We start from the raw sequence: 15,525 nt of genomic DNA, 5'->3' as shown, positions 1-15,525 counted from the left end.
ATCTCCTCGAAATAAATTGATTTGCAAAGTCTGAATAACCGACTTCAGCGAGATTGGCTATTGCCGCCCTGATCGCCTCCATGTACTCCATGTCCACCGTGCATAAAGAGGTGCATGAAGATACAGATGAACAGTAAAGAGTACGGTAAGAAGCCCGCCAAATGCGCCAAATGTTCTGTAACTAGGAAGTATGCAATAATCCCGATTGACACATACAGCACAAACTTAATCGGCAAACTAAGACGAGTTGGCGGATGATCAGGCTGGGGCTGATTCGATGACCCATGTTGATGCATAAAGACCTCCTTCTGAATAGAAATTGGGAGTAGAACGACTCGCGATCGCCGTTATGCTCTAGAGAGCCTGCGATCAAGTAGTGCAGTGTTGGATAATTTCAAGCCTTTCAGCAGAGACGAGTTCACAATCACGGATAGCGAACTTAATGCCATTGCTGCCGCAGCGATCATAGGATTGAGAAAGCCAAAGGCAGCGATCGGAAGTCCAATAGTGTTGTAGATAAACGCCCAAAACAGATTTTGTTTGATCTTCCGCATCGTGGCACGAGACAGGCGAACAGCAGCAACCACATCCCGCACGTCATTTTTAACCAGAATGATGCCTCCTGTTTCCTTCGCAATATCAGCACCCGAACCAATGGCAATGCCAATATCTGCGGTGGCTAAAGCTGGGGCATCATTCACGCCATCACCCACCATGGCAACGACTTCACCACGCTGCTGCATTTCTTTCACGACCTGGGCTTTGTCTCCGGGTAAGACATCAGCAATCACTCGATCAATGCCGACTTGACGCGCGACCGCTTCAGCAGTGCGCTGGTTGTCTCCGGTGAGTAAGACCACCTTGATTTTTTCTTGACGTAGCGCTGCAACTGCCTCTCTAGCTTCCGGTTTTAATGTATCCGCAACTGCCACAATTCCAATCAGCAGACCATTGCAGCCCAGCAGCATCGCCGTCTTGCCATCAGATTCCAGCCGTTGCAAGACCGCTTCTGTTTCTGACTTGATTTGATAGCTTTGTTCTCGAAACAGGCGACGATTTCCCAATAAAACCTGATCGCCGTTCACGTCTCCCCGAATCCCCTGTCCGGGAATTGAGTCAAAGTTCTTCACGTTAGGAATTTCTAGAGTTTGGTGTTTCGCTGCTCGGACGATTGCTTCACCCAGCGGATGTTCAGAACCGATCTCCACCGCCGACGCTAGTCGCAAAATTTCGTCGTCGGGATGTCCCTCCAAAGGAATCACATCTGTAACGCTCGGCTCTCCCCGTGTCAAGGTTCCCGTTTTATCGAAGATGACTATAGTGAGCTTTTCAGCCCGCTCCAACACTTCACCTCCCCGAATCAAAATGCCGTTTTCAGCCCCCTTACCCACGCCGACCATTAAAGCGGCAGGTGTGGCAACTCCCAAGGCACAGGGGCAAGAAATAATTAGAACGGCAATAAATGCTAATAACGCTTGAGGAAAATTACCCACCAGTGACCAGCCGATCGCAGCAATCACCGCAATCATGATCACCGATGGCACGAAGTACCCGGTTACTTTATCGGCTAGTCGCTGCACTTGTGCGGTACTGCCTTGAGCTTCTTCCACAAATTTGATGATTTGCGACAGGGCGGTTTCTGCGCCGACGCGAGTTGCCCGGAAGCGAAAGAGACCTGTGCGGTTGAGGGTGCCCCCGATTACCTCCGCTCCGACTGACTTTTCTACCGGGATGGACTCCCCAGTTAGCATGGATTGGTCGATCGAGGACGTTCCTTCTAGAACCACGCCATCCGTTGGCACTTTCTCCCCTGGACGAACGACGATGGTTTCATCCACCATGACAGTTTCTGCCGGCACTTCCATCTCCATCCCGTCTCGGATGACTCTCGCCGTTGCAGGTTTGAGATCCAAAAGCTTACGCACGGCAGCCGAAGAGTTTTTCTTGATAATTTCTTCCATGTATTTGCCCAGCAGCACAAAGGCAATGATGATGGCAGAAACTTCAAAGTAAACTTCCCGCTCGTCCACTCGGATGGGCAAGCTATTGGGAAAGAACACCACAACGACGCTGTAGAGATAGGCAACGGTTGTTCCCAGCGCGATCAGGAAGTCCATATTGATGCTGCGGCTGCGAATCGCATTCCACGCTCCCACATAGAACGACCATCCGCCAATAAATTGAATGGGTGTGGTTAAGATAAACAACCACACTCCCCAGGTAAACCATGGCAAGAAGGGAATCGGCACCCACGTCACCAGCGTCACTCCGGCTGCCAGTCCAATGAGAGCGCCGACACGCATAATGGCTAAGAGCAAAACACCTGTCAGTGCGATCGTGACTCGTTTTCGTGTGGACTTGAGTTCTTGATCCGGATCGAGAAAGGTGTTGAGGCAACTTTGGCTACAAAAATAGTAGGTGCGTCCACTCCGTTCTGTGTTTAAAGCTGTGGCTTTAGGAATGACCATGCCACAGATGGGATCTTTTGCAGTTTCTTTAGGACTGGTCGCTACTGTAGGTTTGTGGTTGTGTCCGTGATGCGTGTGGTTCATTGCCGTTCTCTAGCTTCTTAAATAATTGGCTTTGAGGCGTTCTAGATTTTGATGTTGCTTTTATTAGGCTGATTGGATGCAAAGGTTTGCTGACAGTGCGGACTGCAAAATAGTAAGTTTGTCCAGCTTGCTCTGACTTGAGTGCTGTCGCTTTATCAATGGTCATGCCGCAGATTGGAGCTTTTGCGGTTTTGCTTTGTGAAGCGTCTTAGGTGTGGTTCCGTCCAAAAAGTCCAGACATCGTTAACCTCCAACTTGTCGGAAAGACCTCGACAGACAAGTGTTTTTCTGTTCTTCCAAGTAATGCAAATAGAAATCAGAAAGGTTAGAGGATCGCCAAGGTTGGGGCTGAATAAGGTTTATGAGCCTTGTCCTAGCAATGATCGCTTACCCTCCTAGACAAGCTGGATTATCGATTCCAAGCTTGTTGCCATCCTTGCATCTGTGCAATTTCAGCCTTTTGGGATTTGATAATTGACTGAGCCAACGTGCGGATCTCTGGACGAGCAGCACGCCCCAATGCCATCTGAGCCATTTTTACCGCCATTTGATGATGGGGAATCATTTGTTGCACAAATGCCTTGTCAAAGTCTGGGGCTTGCTTGAGCGCATTAAGGTCGGTTTTCATGTTCATCATGCCCTGACCCATCATGCCTTGACCCTGACCCATCATGCCTGCGCCCCGCGCTTGGTCGTGGTGGTTTCCCATCATGCCCATGTCAGTCATTGAATGTGCAGGGACTGCTTTGCCGTACCACTGTTTGTACCAGGTACGCATCGCTTGAATTTCACGAGTTTGGTCTTTTTTAATCGCTTCAGCTAATTTCTTAACTTCTGGGCGTTTGGCACGACTCAAAGCCAGATCAGACATTGCGATCGCGTCTTGGTGGTGCGGGATCATCATCTCGATAAAATGCTGATCAGCTTGGACCGATCTAGGTTGTTGAGGCTTTCCTGATGCAGGTAATGACTGACCTTGTTCGCTGTTGACAAGGGCAAATCCTGCAACAGCACCACTACTGAGTAGACCAATTAAGCTGTAAACCAAAAACTTTTTGTTCATAAATTCACCTTGATTAACGACTGATCACGTTTCTCTATCTTTTAAACTACGCTTGAATTCTGAGAAACTTATGAGCGATGCAAAGCAGCAATTCCAAATTCAAAAATTTAAGAGGAATCAGTGATAGGAGAGGGGTCTGCATCGGAGAGCATAAAGTCAATTAGATGCTGCCAACTATTGAATAGCAAATACTTAGTCAGGCTGAGGATGTCTTGAAAGAAACCCTTGCGAGTGCCCCGTTGGTGGCGAATTTTCTGATAAGACGTGTCCACTAGATGAAGCACTGTATGGAACAGGAAAGCCAGGAGATTGAGCGTGAGCAAAAAGTTGGCTAAATGCTGTTGCCCATGCCCAAAGTTGTGTTCGAGATGGTACCCCTTGGTTTTGAGGACATTGTGATTTTCGTTTTCGGTCTTCCACCGACTTCTACCAGCAGCGACCACTGAGGCAACGGTGGTATGACCCAAGCGATGGTGGGTGATGAAGGCATTGTGGTAGAGCACCTGAGCGTCGTGTTCCCGGGTAACGACCAGTTCGCACCAATTGACCAGCAAGGCGGGTTGAGTGTCCCGAATCGGCACGAGATTGGCATAGCGGTAGTGATAAATCGCTGGAGTGCGCTGGTGGCATTGCCGGATTTCTAGGGTCTCGAGCGCCCCCAAAACCTCAAGCACGTGCAAGCGCTCGTACAGGGCAGGGTGAGAGTCGGGTAGAGCGGTAAAAATGAAGTTTATGCCAAGCTCTATACACTGCTGAACCATCGGTTGACGACTATAGAGGTCATCCCCAAGCAGCGTTATTGGGTGTTGGGCAAATTGCCCCGCATGGGTCTGCATCCAGCGTTTAGCCGCCACCACTTCGCAGTCTTGTTTCACAGACCCATCTTGCGGACTGATAAATTCGGGGGCTAAGGCAATCACCTGCGACTGACCAGGAGCGACAATCACGGGTAGAATCGCGCTATGAAAATAGGTCACACGCCCATTTTTATGCGTTCGAGTTGAACACTGCTGACACTGAATTTTCTGCGAACTGAAATATTGCGTCCCGTCTAAGGTGACTAACAAATGCCCTCCCAAGCAGTGGTATGCCTGCAAGTATCCCCCTTGCCTCAAACCTCGATACACCTGCTCAAACACACCCGTTAGGACAGGTGCAGCCAGGTGATCCAAAATATTGCGGATTTGCGGTGTACTCGGAATTTGAGCTAACCCAAACAATGTTTGAGCGTTATCCTTGCCCTGCCGACTCTGCATTTGCCGTTGGTGCTCCAGGAAAGACTCGCACTGCATGAAAAACACGCTAAACGCTGCCAAGATTGCGTCACTCACGCTGTAGCGGGTGCCGTTACTCGCTTGCCTTGGGTCTTCAATCCGACTGATGGCTTGATGCAGATAGCCTAACAACACCCCAAAACTTAAAGGCAATGATTCCATCACCGTGCTCCCACGAGGTGTTTCCTTATCCTCCAGTCTGATTCAGCGAGTTGTCAAAGTTTTGAATTTGGAATTGCTGGATGCAAAGCTTGCTGATCTGCTCTCATGGTTCCCCTGATCTGCTTAGTCGTGTGCTCTTAGCGATAGACCTTAATTTCAGCATCCGTAGGCATTCCGGGTTGGGTAAATCCCCTTGAATTGCAACTTTAGATGCCATTGTCATAAGCAAGGCTTCTCTGATAAAAATTAGACTCTTTCATTAAAAAACTATGAGGCTAACGCTGCTTGATCAAGGCAACAATGTCTCTTGCCTCTTGGTGATACAAAACCTCAACATGAGAGCCTCTGGAAAGCTTCGCTTCTTCTTGACCATTGAAGGGACCCAGATGATAAGTTTACTGGGGAATAAGAAGTGTTGATTTCTACCCACCAAGATACTGTTGGTTGATAAGGTGAAAATGAGTTCATTAGAGATACCTGTAGCTTGTTAGACGTGATGCAAAGAGATCGCTTTGGAAAGGCTTCTGTTGTGCAAGGAATGTAAGAAAGACTTTTCCACTTGTCTATCTATTAATTCAAGAACTGGCATTGGTTGCCAGCAACTTCGGCAAAACCAGTAGATTGATGCACCTTGAATGTGTCGCAAGAGTATACTGGAGCAACAAGGACAATTTTTCATAGGCTTCGTTTATCTCGTAGCGTTTTTCAATCTCCAAGCGAACTTCTTGCAAAACCTCATCGACCTGTTCATCAAACACAACACGTCAATGTTTTGCTGAAAACACTAAGTGATATAGCAAAGCTGTTACGTTATGACTGTTGTGGATGTACTCGCTCATCCTTGCATTCCCGCCGCCGCACAGCGGGAGGAAATTGACCCTCAGACATTAAATGACTTTATGCCATTGCTTTAAGCACTTGACGGCAAGATTCAGCACAACGGCGACAGGCTTGCGCACACTTTTTGCAATGCTCGTGATCGTGCTTTTCACACTCAATGGCACAGCGATCACACGCCTCTTCACAAACTTTACACAGTGAAGCTTGTAGGTCAGAATTACGAGCCATAAATCGAGCGCAGATATCACAGGTATCGGCACAATCACGGCACAGCTTAATGCATTGAGCCATCATTTGTACCATGTCACTGTCTAAACAAGCGGTCGCGCAATACTCACACTCACGCAGACAGTCAAGACAGTTTTGAATGCAAGTTTCTATCAAAGACTGATGGGTTTGAGTCATTGTCATGGCTTTAAGCTCCTAAAGAATTAACACAACGAAGATCAACTTGGGATGCTCTCAAACTGGATTAGGGCACCGTAGAGTTCTTCTGTCTCTCAAGCTACGCTCAGACTATGAGGAAGTTATGAGTGATTCGAGCTTTACGTCTTTAGGAATATTTCTCGATATTTTAGGGGACTAACATTTAATTTCATCCTGATTTCATAACTGCCCATTATTGTTCTAGGTAGTGTAATTCCGACCACCTAGCACCAAGACTCGCCTGTGATGAATTTAGAGCTATGAAAATTTTGGTGGTAGAAGATGACAAAGCAAATGCCGACCTGCTGACTTGTATGCTCTCCGTTGAAAATTACACGGTTGAAGTCGCCAACGACGGAGAAGCAGCCTGGGAACTGATTGTCGTTTATGACTATGATTTACTCCTGATCGATATTACACTCCCTCACCTAGACGGAATCAGCCTTTGTCACAGACTTAGAGCGCACGGCTATCAAGTGCCGATCCTCATAGTTACTGGGCGAAGCAGTAGCCACGACCAAGCGATCGGGCTAGATGCAGGTGCCGATGCATATATGGTGAAACCGCTCGATCCTGAGGAATTGCTTGCTCGTATTCGAGCCTTGCTGCGTCGCGGAGAAACGGCTTTTCAATTTGTGCTGGAGTGGGGTAGTTTGTGGCTTGATCCGACAACTCACGAAGTCAATTATGCAGGACAGCCTTTACTCCTGAGTCCCAAGGAATTTTCGATCTTAGAGCTTTTTTTGCGGAATGGTCGTCGAGTCTTTACCTACAGCGTGATTTTGGATCAACTCTGGGCGTATGAGGAGACTCCTAGCGAAGATTCTGTGAGAACTCACATTAAGGGACTACGGCAAAAGTTTAGGAGGGTCGGCGCTCCCACAGATTTAATTGAAACGGTTTATGGATTAGGTTATCGGCTCAAACCCTTACAATCGATTGCTGATCCAACCAGCACAGGACAACTCACGTCTACTAATCGTGCATTGATCGACTTCCCTACAAAACAGAGCGAGCCGGAAGAGTCGCTGTTTGTGGACGAGCGCCCTCTGTTGTTGATCGTTGATTCTGATCGCCAACTGGCAGCACAGTTGATGAATGAAGCCAGGAACTGGGGATTTCGGAGCGCAAGTGCAACAACCCTTACCGAAGCTGAAACGAAAATTGAGCAGGATGCGCCTACCGTGGTGCTACTCGATCCCGATCTGACTCATCCCACAATAGAGAGTTTAAGACTGCTGGCAAAGCTTAGTCATCAAACGCCTGCGGTGCCAGTCCTCGTCTTCACCAATCACGACCAGTTAACAGACCGCATCGAAGTTGCCCAACTTGGTGGACATGGTTTCTTATACAAACCCTTACCCCCGGCTCAAGTGCTGAAAGCGATCGCTCAGGCAGTGCAGCGGGCCGAGGCAGCAAAGCAACGAGTGATGGTTGTTGATGTTAATCCCCAACTTCTCGCGATGCTGAAGGGGTTACTAGAACCCTGGGGATTGGGCGTGACAACGCTGAATGACCCTCAACAATTTTGGAAAACTCTGGAATCTTGTTCACCAGATCTGCTGATTCTAGAGATGAAAATGCCGAGCTTGAGCGGCGTTGAACTTTGCCAGATTGTCCGCAATAACTCACGCTGGAGTCGCTTGCCGATCATTTTTTTGACGGCGCACACCGATGCCGCGATCGTGAATCAAGTGTTTGCACTGGGTGCAGATGACTTTGTGAGCAAGCCGATTGTGGGTCCAGAGTTGGTCAGTCGCATTATCAATCGACTAGATCGGATAAAACTCCTTCAAAATGCGGCTGAGACTGATCATTTGACCAAACTCTCTAATCGCCATAAATCTACCCAAGACTTGAATAAATACCTTCGACTGGCAAAACAACAGGAGCAGTCGCTTTGTTTAGCAACGTTGGATTTAGACAAGCTCAAAGAGATCAACGGTCATCACGGGTACAATACTGGCGACATGGTGATGCGTCAGTGGGGACAGTTGCTTCGGCAAACTTTTCGGCAAAATGCAGTTGTTGCTCGCTGGGAGAGCGATGAATTTGTGATTGCCTTATTTGGCACCACCAAAGCAGAAGGCACTCAAAGGCTGACTCAATTATTAAAAACGCTCCGCCCCAGACAATTTGTTGCCCCCGATCAGACTCAATTTCAGATCACATTTAGCGCTGGAATTGCTCAATATCCAGAGGATGGAACGGATTTGCCTTCTCTCTATCAAGCCGCATCCGAAGCGTTGCATCAGTCTAAAGTTGCTGGCGGTGCCTGCATTTTTTCTACAGGAGACTCTAGAGTTATCCTCAAAATCACGAAGCCTTAGCGCATCATTACAATTCTAAAACTTAAACGTTCTGACCTCCTCATAAGTTCCTCAGATTGTTTTCTTAGAGTCAAAGTGAGTAGGCAAGGACTGTTGCAAACAGATTCGAGCTTAAGCCTTCTGCCACGGGGAAGGTTTTGGGTATCAGAGAATTTTAGTAGCGATCAAGGATTCTAAAAGCAGCGATGGAGAAAAGTCATGTTAGATATCGATGAAATGAGCACAAAAGAGATCCATGATGTCTTGCAAAAAGTAGGACATGGTCATCTTGGCTGTGTCGGCGAAGGGTATCCGTATGTTGTGCCGATGCACTATTACTTCAAAGACTCAATAATATATATTTTTACAACGGTCGGATTGAAAACTCGGTACATGGATGCAAATCCAGCTGTCTGTTTACAAGTTGAAGAAGTCCACGATCTAGAGCATTGGCGCAGCGTGACTGTGACAGGTCGAGCCGAACACATCACAGAGCAGTCAGACATCGAGCAAGCGAGGCAATTTATTCAAAAGCAGAATCCAACGCTTTCGCCTGCCATTAACCGCACCTGGATCGATGCTTGGGGACGTGCAGAAAGAGTCGTAATCTACCGCATTCATCCCAGCGAAATGAGTGGACGGACGACGGATGGGATTAGCAGTCGATGAAAATCGAAAATTTTAGACAAAACTATGTTGGAACGCTGATTTTAATTCTGCGATCGCGTGTTGCATCTTAAGTCTGCACATTAATATCAAAATGCCGGACTTACCAAGATCTTAGTAATAGAAGATTGGTAACTCTCTAGAATTTTGTCTTAGTCTCATCCTCGTATAAATCTGAATACTCAAGATATTGCAGCAAACTAGGAGGATTCATCTGTGAACCACGATCACCATAATCATCAGCAAACCCAACCCAAGCCGGGAATCAGTGGGCACGATGAACACGGAAAACAAGCTAAAAAGAATCCGCCTGACTCTGACCCAAAAGGCAAGCAGGATGGTCGAGGTAAACAGCCCAGTCGTAACGAACATGCGGGTCAGAATGAACACGCGGGACACGATAAACATGCTGGACACAGCCCAGAGATTTTCAAACGACGCTTCTTTATTTGCTTGGTGCTAACGCTGCCCATTCTCTATTTTTCGCCCATCTTTCAGACCTGGTTTAATTATCAAGCCGTTCAGTTTCCAGGTGCACAGTGGGTAATTCCCATTTTCGCAACGATTATTTATTTCTATGGTGGCTGGGTTTTTCTGAAGGGAGCCTACTACGAATTCCGCAGTAAAATTGGCATGATGACTCTGGTTGCTCTAGCCATCACTGTGGCGTTTATCTACAGTGTGGCAGTGACTCTCGGATTGGAAGGAGACTCTTTCTACTGGGAACTGGCAACCCTGGTCGATATCATGTTGCTCGGTCATTGGATGGAAATGGCTTCTGTGCAGGGAGCCAGCAATGCGCTGGGAGAACTTGCCAAGTTAGTGCCTTCTGTCGCTCACAAGCAGGTGAATGGGCGAAGCGAAGATGTTCAAGTAAGTACGTTAGTTGAGGGCGATCTCATTCTGATTCGTCCTGGCGAACAAGTCCCCATCGATGGTGAGATCGTCGAGGGTACTTCCAATGTCAATGAATCTTTTCTAACTGGGGAGTCGCGCCCAGTGGTCAAAAAAGCCCAGGACGAGGCGATCGCTGGAGCAGTCAATGGCGAAGGTGCACTGACAATCAAGGTGACTCGTACCGGAGATAACACCACCTTGAGCCAAATTATGCGGATGGTCGAGGAAGCGCAGACCTCTAAAAGTAAATTTCAATCACTCGCCGATCAACTTGCATATTGGCTCACGTTCATCGCGATCGGGATTGCTACGCTAACGTTTGTCGTTTGGCTATCGGTCAAACCCGATGATCTAACCTTTGCAGTGAGTCGTGCGGTGACTGTATTGGTGATTGCTTGTCCTCACGCGTTAGGATTGGCAGTCCCGTTAGTGCTGGTCAATGCTACGGCAATGTCTGCTAAAAACGGGATTCTGGTGCGAAACCGAGAAGCGTTTGAACGAGCCAAAAGCATCAAAACAATCGCCTTCGATAAGACGGGAACATTGACGACAGGACACTTTGGCGTGCAACGAATTTATACGAATAGTATCGATGAGTTAAAAGCTTTGGGCATTGCTGCTTCCCTCGAATCTTTATCAGAACACCCGCTTGGACAATCGATCGTGGAAGAAGCCGACCATCGAAAACTCCAGCTTTCAAAAGCCAGTGACTTCAAGGCAGTTCCCGGTCAGGGCGTTGAAGGCGTAGTAGACAGTCAACATTATCGGGTCGGCAGACCAGAATGGGTGAAGGAATTGAAATTGCAGTTTCCGCCAGCGTTGGAAAAGGGACTACAAGAACGTGAATCTCGTGGTGAAAGTGCGATCGTCCTGATGGACGACAAGCAAGTTCTTGCCCTCTTTGGTTTGGCAGACCAAGTGCGACCATCGGCACGAGAAGCGGTTGTGAAATTACAGAAAATGGACGTGCAGGTGGTCATGATTACAGGCGATGCCGAAGCGGTTGCCAAGGCGGTTGCGGGGGATTTGCAGATCGATCGCTATTATGCTCGTGTGCTTCCTAAAGACAAAGCGGCGCTGATTCATAAGCTCAAAGCTGAGAAGCCCACCGCCTTTGTAGGCGATGGCATCAATGATGCACCGGCTTTAACCGAGTCAGATTTAGGACTTGCGATCGGCGCTGGAACCAACGTGGCGATTGAGTCTGCCGATTTAATCTTAGTGAAAAGCGATCCGCTGGATGCCACCTACGCCCTTAAACTTGCGAAAGCAACCTACACCAAAATGGCTCAGAACTTGTTTTGGGCAACGGGATACAACGTCATTGCCATTCCCTTAGCGGCAGGAGTTGGCTATTCATTCGGCGTTCTATTAACACCTGCAATAGGCGCAATTTTAATGAGCGTTTCGACGGTCGTTGTTTCACTGAATGCCATGTTGTTACGTCGCATTCGCTTGAGTGATTAAACTCAACGCATTTAAAAGCAATACAACTGGCAAGTCCACACCCAACAGCTCCTGCTGCTTACGAAGATTTACAGCTTTTGAAACTACATTGATTCTGATAGCGTTGACGCGCATCGACGTTGACGACCGTCGGAGTGACACTAATCATTCCCTGGACACCCTTGCTCAGATTTCAACCGTTACCGTTGAGTTTTGTGTTGTCTGTAAGGTAGATCGTTGCAATTTACATAATGACAACAAAAATCTTCTATCAACGCTAAAGTTTTGACTTCACATAAGTAAATTAAAATGCATCATCCAGAAAGCGAAAGTCAAGCTAGTGAAGATCAAGCCAGTGAAGACATTTCAGCAAATCCTCGCGGCTTTTACAAGGTGATTAAAAATGCGATTGGAATGGTCGTCATGTTTGGCGCTTGCCTACTGGTTTGTCATGTGTTCGGATGGATGCCGTCCTGATCCTTGATGCAACCCTCACAACTTTCTCAGAATTTCTTTCTAGAGTTTAAATGGTAGCGATCGTAGCAGGATAACGATGGAGGAGTAAATGCTTGTGTCTAGGACAAGCATCCAAATTCTAGTGAGTTGAAAATGCGCTAGTTCATTCGCAGGATTGGGCGCTTCATCCACAAGCAGGGTTACTCCAAAAGCGGAGATGGAAATAACCCGTGTTGTCCATAGTCTAACTCTTGCTTTTGTCTTGTATAGGAATCTCCAGCCATGACTCAATCACCTCCTAAACCTCAAGAACAGACAGTCCCATCTCCTGAAGAACAGTCTCCCTTACAACCGCCTGTATCTGAACCGCCTGCATCTGAACCGCCCGAATCTAAAGCGCCTTCTAAACGTCGCAAGACTTATCTGTTGATTGGAGTGGGAGTCGTGATCGCCACAGCCGGACTTTTAGCTTGGTACTTTCTCTCTCGTCCTAAAACAAACGATTTACAAATTAGTGGACGCATTGAAGGATATGAAACCGATATCGGTGCGAAAGTACCGGGTCGGATTGCGGCGATCTCCGTGCGAGAAGGAGATGCAGTCAAAGCAGGTCAGTTAATTGTGCGTCTCAATGATGAAGAAATTCAGGCTCAACAGCGTGGGCTACAGGCGCGTTTGACTGCGGTTCAACAACAAGAGCGTCAGGCTCGCTTACAAATTCAGGTCGTTGACACTCAGATTCAGGAAGCTCAACTAACCCTAGAACAATCGCAAGACGATCGACAGGGGCGTACCTTCCAGGCACAATCTACTGTGGCAGTCGCAGAAGCTCAACTCAAACAAGCTCAAGCTCAGTTAAAGTTAGCGTGGGTTGATCGCGATCGCTTTGCTCAGTTAAACAAGGCTGGAGCTATACCCAGACAACGGTTTGACCAAGCACAAACCGCTTACGAGACGGCTCAATCTGTGGTAGAAGCGAATCAGAAGCAAGTTGATGCTGCTCGTGGCGGGCTTGCTTTAGCGAAGACTTCCAGCTTTAACCCAAGGATTCGCAATGCTCAACTTGCAGGGTTGCTACAACAAAGACAACAGGCAACTGCTCAACTTCAAGGAGCACAGGCAGAGGTCAAAAATGCTCAGGCAGCCATTCAGCAAATTCAGGCGCAAATTGTTTATTTGAATGTCGTTAGCCCAATCGATGGCGTAGTGACGGCGCGAAGTGTGGAACCGGGTGCTGTTGTGGTCAGTGGGAAAACCCTGCTCTCGATCGTCAATCTCAACACGGTTTATTTGCGGGGTTATGTTCCAGAAGGCAGCATTGGCAAGGTTCGAGTTGGTCAAGCTGCTAAGGTTTTTCTCGATTCTAATCCTGGTGAACCTCTAACGGCGATCGTTTCTGCGATCGATCCCCAAGCTTCTTTTACACCTGAAAATATTTACTTTAAAGACGATCGAGTCAAGCAAGTGTTTGGCATCAAGCTCAAGATTGATAACCCGGCTGGGTTTGTCAAACCAGGAATGCCTGCGGATGCAACTCTTCTCATAGAGCAACCCGCAGGGCAACAGCCATGAAACGAATTCTGGTGCAGTGTGCCAAAGAACTGGCGCAGTTTCGTCGCGATCGCTTCACGGTAGCGCTGGCGTTTCTACTGCCACTGATTTCACTGTTAATTTTGAGTTTTGCGGTTCGGCTAGAGGCGAAAAATATCCCGCTCGTCGTCCAAGATCTAAACAATACTCCCCTCAGCCGCAGCTATATTGAGCGCTTGTTCGCCACCAATCAATTTCAAGCAACGCCTTGGCCCGGTGGCGATCCAGTTATTCATGCCCTAGATCATGGGTTTGCCAAAGCGGTCGTGATTATTCCACCCAACTTCAGCAGTAAGATCAAATCAGGACAGGGCAGCGATGTGCAAGTCTTGGTGGACGGCACAGATACTAATAACGCTAGAGTCATCCAAAACAGCATTCATGTCACTACCACTGCTTTCTTAGCGGTGGCTGGCTTAGAGCCTGTACGCAATCCACTTGCGCCTCATTTGCGAATCTGGTTCAATCCAGGACGCAAAGAATCGCTCTATATTGTACCCGGCGTATTTGGCTTTCTCCTCTGGGTGTTTCCCTCATTGTTAGCGGCAATGGCGATGGTGCGCGAAAAAGAGAAAGGAAATATTATCCAGGTCTATTCCACAAGTATGACGGCTGCCGAGCTAATTTTGGGCAAAGGATTGGCGTATCTCATTGTGTCTTTGGGTGAAGCTCTTCTCCTCATTGTTGTTGGTGCTTTCATTTTCAAACTTAGCTTTGCGGGCGACCCGATTCCCTTGCTAGTTGGCACACCACTATATTTAGCAGCCAGTGTAATGTTTGGTCTGGCGATCGGCGCAAGAGCAAAAGATCTGATTTCTACTGTTCAAGCCGTCTCCTTAACAGGCTTCATGACCGCGCTGTTATTGTCTGGCTTTATTTACCCAATTAGCAATATTCCGTTTCCCTTAAACCATTTAGCTGACATTGTTCCAGCGCGGTATTTCATCCAAATTAGCCGCGATGCGTTTGTGCGTGGAACAGGCTGGCGCGGTATTTGGTTTTCGATGCTGATGATCGCTTTCTTGGGGCTGATTCTCTTTGTCGTTGCCCGTTTGGGCTTACGCAAAATGCAGCTACCTGACTAAGCAAAAGTTACTACGGGTTAAAGCTGGAATGAAATAGGACTTAACGAAAGAGGTACAGGGTATGAAAACAATTTTTCTAGACACCGCCGTGTTACTTTTACTCTTGGTCGGGGTTGGTCTCTGGTGGCGAGGGGCTGTACGTGTTCGCTTTTTACCCTGTCCTGTCTGGTTAGCCTGGTTGCTAGAAAATCCCTATATGAATGCGGTTGCCAGTAGTTCAACAATTTTAGATCGGCTCAATCTGGCTCCTGGAATGCAGATATTGGATGTAGGATGTGGCTCAGGGCGACTGACTATTCCTGCAGCTGAAAGAGTAACGCCAAACGGCGCAGTAGTAGCTCTAGACGGTCAACCAGCAATGCTGGAAGAGGTTAAAAAGCGAGTTGCTGCAAAGCACTTAACGAATGTGCAGATATTACTCAGCAGAATAGACCAGGATGAATTAGAGAAAAATGTGTTTGACCGCGCTTTACTTGTAACGGTCTTGGGTGAAATTTCAGATCGCGAGGCGGCACTGCATCAAATATTTGCTGCGCTAAAACCGGGTGGGTTACTTTCCGTCACCGAAGTGATTCCCGATCCCCACTATCAACCCTACAGCGTCGTTCGCCGTTTGACTGAGGCTGCCGGATTTCAATTTGATAGTCAATACGGAAGTTGGTTTGCTTTCACTCTTAATTTTAAGAAGACAGATGAACCCCAGGATAAAACTTTGCAACAACCTGTATAGAGTTTTTTTGCCTTCCTTGGTTTTTCTCA

Annotated in this window: 11 protein-coding genes and 2 pseudogenes; 7 read left to right on the top strand and 6 right to left on the bottom strand. The window is 47.7% G+C overall.

Features of this window, described 5'->3' with window-relative positions; all coding sequences use genetic code 11:
* Window positions 1-44 precede the first annotated feature (44 nt).
* The 6 genes and pseudogenes from AC1S5B_RS19215 to AC1S5B_RS19190 all read right to left on the bottom strand — a co-directional run bounded on the left by AC1S5B_RS19215 (window position 45) and on the right by AC1S5B_RS19190 (window position 6,302).
* Window positions 45-296 carry a DUF2933 domain-containing protein gene (locus tag AC1S5B_RS19215; RefSeq protein ID WP_482037305.1) on the bottom strand — a complete coding sequence of 84 codons (252 nt, stop codon included), beginning with the start codon at window positions 294-296 and terminating at the stop codon, window positions 45-47.
* A 51-nt stretch (window positions 297-347) separates the two neighbouring features.
* Window positions 348-2,552: a heavy metal translocating P-type ATPase gene (locus AC1S5B_RS19210; protein WP_482037304.1), complete on the bottom strand. Its 2,205-nt coding sequence runs from the start codon at window positions 2,550-2,552 to the stop codon at window positions 348-350.
* Between the two features lie 409 nt (window positions 2,553-2,961).
* Window positions 2,962-3,615 carry a DUF305 domain-containing protein gene (locus AC1S5B_RS19205; protein ID WP_482037303.1) on the bottom strand — a complete coding sequence of 218 codons (654 nt, stop codon included), beginning with the start codon at window positions 3,613-3,615 and terminating at the stop codon, window positions 2,962-2,964.
* 191 nt (window positions 3,616-3,806) lie between these two features.
* A pseudogene (locus tag AC1S5B_RS19200) lies at window positions 3,807-5,021 on the bottom strand (ISNCY family transposase); the annotation flags it as partial.
* 719 nt (window positions 5,022-5,740) lie between these two features.
* A pseudogene (locus AC1S5B_RS19195) lies at window positions 5,741-5,890 on the bottom strand (transposase); the annotation flags it as partial.
* A 58-nt stretch (window positions 5,891-5,948) separates the two neighbouring features.
* The gene (locus tag AC1S5B_RS19190) at window positions 5,949-6,302 is read right to left on the bottom strand and encodes a four-helix bundle copper-binding protein (RefSeq protein ID WP_482037302.1); all 354 of its coding nucleotides are present in this window, start codon (window positions 6,300-6,302) and stop codon (window positions 5,949-5,951) included.
* Between the two features lie 275 nt (window positions 6,303-6,577).
* Between AC1S5B_RS19190 and AC1S5B_RS19185 the strand changes: the two genes are divergently transcribed.
* The 7 genes from AC1S5B_RS19185 to AC1S5B_RS19155 all read left to right on the top strand — a co-directional run bounded on the left by AC1S5B_RS19185 (window position 6,578) and on the right by AC1S5B_RS19155 (window position 15,496).
* Complete coding sequence (locus AC1S5B_RS19185) at window positions 6,578-8,647, top strand: response regulator (RefSeq protein ID WP_482037301.1); 2,070 nt, start codon at window positions 6,578-6,580, stop codon at window positions 8,645-8,647.
* Window positions 8,648-8,845: 198 nt separating this feature from the next.
* Complete coding sequence (locus tag AC1S5B_RS19180) at window positions 8,846-9,295, top strand: pyridoxamine 5'-phosphate oxidase family protein (protein WP_482037300.1); 450 nt, start codon at window positions 8,846-8,848, stop codon at window positions 9,293-9,295.
* Window positions 9,296-9,508: 213 nt separating this feature from the next.
* The gene (locus tag AC1S5B_RS19175) at window positions 9,509-11,656 is read left to right on the top strand and encodes a heavy metal translocating P-type ATPase (RefSeq protein ID WP_482037299.1); all 2,148 of its coding nucleotides are present in this window, start codon (window positions 9,509-9,511) and stop codon (window positions 11,654-11,656) included.
* Window positions 11,657-11,944: 288 nt separating this feature from the next.
* Complete coding sequence (locus AC1S5B_RS19170; RefSeq protein WP_482037298.1) at window positions 11,945-12,112, top strand: hypothetical protein; 168 nt, start codon at window positions 11,945-11,947, stop codon at window positions 12,110-12,112.
* A gap of 261 nt (window positions 12,113-12,373) precedes the next feature.
* On the top strand, window positions 12,374-13,663 hold the full coding sequence (locus tag AC1S5B_RS19165; protein WP_482037297.1) for an HlyD family secretion protein: 1,290 nt from the start codon (window positions 12,374-12,376) through the stop codon (window positions 13,661-13,663).
* Window positions 13,660-14,766: an ABC transporter permease gene (locus AC1S5B_RS19160; RefSeq protein WP_482037296.1), complete on the top strand. Its 1,107-nt coding sequence runs from the start codon at window positions 13,660-13,662 to the stop codon at window positions 14,764-14,766. The genes AC1S5B_RS19165 and AC1S5B_RS19160 overlap by 4 nt, the downstream gene beginning before the upstream one ends.
* Before the next feature lie 61 nt (window positions 14,767-14,827).
* Window positions 14,828-15,496, top strand: coding sequence for a class I SAM-dependent methyltransferase (locus AC1S5B_RS19155; RefSeq protein WP_482037295.1), 669 nt, complete (start codon window positions 14,828-14,830; stop codon window positions 15,494-15,496).
* Window positions 15,497-15,525: the final 29 nt, after the last annotated feature.

The sequence above is a fragment of the Leptolyngbya sp. CALU 1928 genome (assembly GCF_056784215.1).
Note: the sequence above shows the minus strand (reverse complement) of the source record. Positions and strands in the feature narration are given on the sequence as shown.

Coding starts and splice junctions, on each gene's coding strand:
- AC1S5B_RS19215 (WP_482037305.1), bottom strand. CDS start 296: ATGCATCAACATGGGTCATCGAATCAGCCCCAGCCTGATCATCCGCCA.
- AC1S5B_RS19210 (WP_482037304.1), bottom strand. CDS start 2,552: ATGAACCACACGCATCACGGACACAACCACAAACCTACAGTAGCGACC.
- AC1S5B_RS19205 (WP_482037303.1), bottom strand. CDS start 3,615: ATGAACAAAAAGTTTTTGGTTTACAGCTTAATTGGTCTACTCAGTAGT.
- AC1S5B_RS19190 (WP_482037302.1), bottom strand. CDS start 6,302: ATGACAATGACTCAAACCCATCAGTCTTTGATAGAAACTTGCATTCAA.
- AC1S5B_RS19185 (WP_482037301.1), top strand. CDS start 6,578: ATGAAAATTTTGGTGGTAGAAGATGACAAAGCAAATGCCGACCTGCTG.
- AC1S5B_RS19180 (WP_482037300.1), top strand. CDS start 8,846: ATGTTAGATATCGATGAAATGAGCACAAAAGAGATCCATGATGTCTTG.
- AC1S5B_RS19170 (WP_482037298.1), top strand. CDS start 11,945: ATGCATCATCCAGAAAGCGAAAGTCAAGCTAGTGAAGATCAAGCCAGT.
- AC1S5B_RS19165 (WP_482037297.1), top strand. CDS start 12,374: ATGACTCAATCACCTCCTAAACCTCAAGAACAGACAGTCCCATCTCCT.
- AC1S5B_RS19160 (WP_482037296.1), top strand. CDS start 13,660: ATGAAACGAATTCTGGTGCAGTGTGCCAAAGAACTGGCGCAGTTTCGT.
- AC1S5B_RS19155 (WP_482037295.1), top strand. CDS start 14,828: ATGAAAACAATTTTTCTAGACACCGCCGTGTTACTTTTACTCTTGGTC.